At 64.9% G+C, this 507-nt stretch carries 1 protein-coding gene; it reads left to right on the top strand.

Going from position 1 to position 507, the window contains the following annotated elements:
• The coding region (locus tag BM70_RS0130975) for a 3-deoxy-7-phosphoheptulonate synthase (RefSeq protein WP_025859598.1) at window positions 1-507 on the top strand (507 nt) is incomplete at both ends.

Below are 507 nucleotides of genomic sequence, written 5' to 3'. Positions count from 1 at the left end.
CGTGTGCCGGACCCGGACCGCCTGCTGCAGTCCTACCACCAGTCCACCGCCACCCTCAACCTGCTGCGCGCCTTCGCCCAGGGCGGCTTTGCCGACCTGCACCAGGTGCACAAGTGGAACCTGGACTTCATCGCCAACTCCGCACTGGCCGAGAAGTACAGCCAACTGGCCGACCGCATCGACGAAACCCTGGCGTTCATGCGCGCCTGCGGCATGGACAGTTCACCGCAACTGCGCGAAACCAGTTTCTTCACCGCCCACGAAGCGCTGCTGCTCAACTACGAACAAGCCTTCGTGCGCCGTGACAGCCTGACCAACGACTACTACGACTGCTCGGCCCACATGCTGTGGATCGGCGACCGCACCCGCCAGTTGGACGGCGCCCACGTCGAGTTCCTGCGCGGCGTGAACAACCCGATCGGGGTCAAGGTCGGCCCGAGCATGAACCCGGATGACCTGATCCGCCTTATCGACATCCTCAACCCGGACAACGACCCGGGCCGCCTC

This window comes from Pseudomonas sp. CHM02, assembly GCF_000612585.1.
Classification (GTDB): domain Bacteria; phylum Pseudomonadota; class Gammaproteobacteria; order Pseudomonadales; family Pseudomonadaceae; genus Aquipseudomonas.
This window is presented reverse-complemented; position numbering and strand designations above follow the sequence as displayed.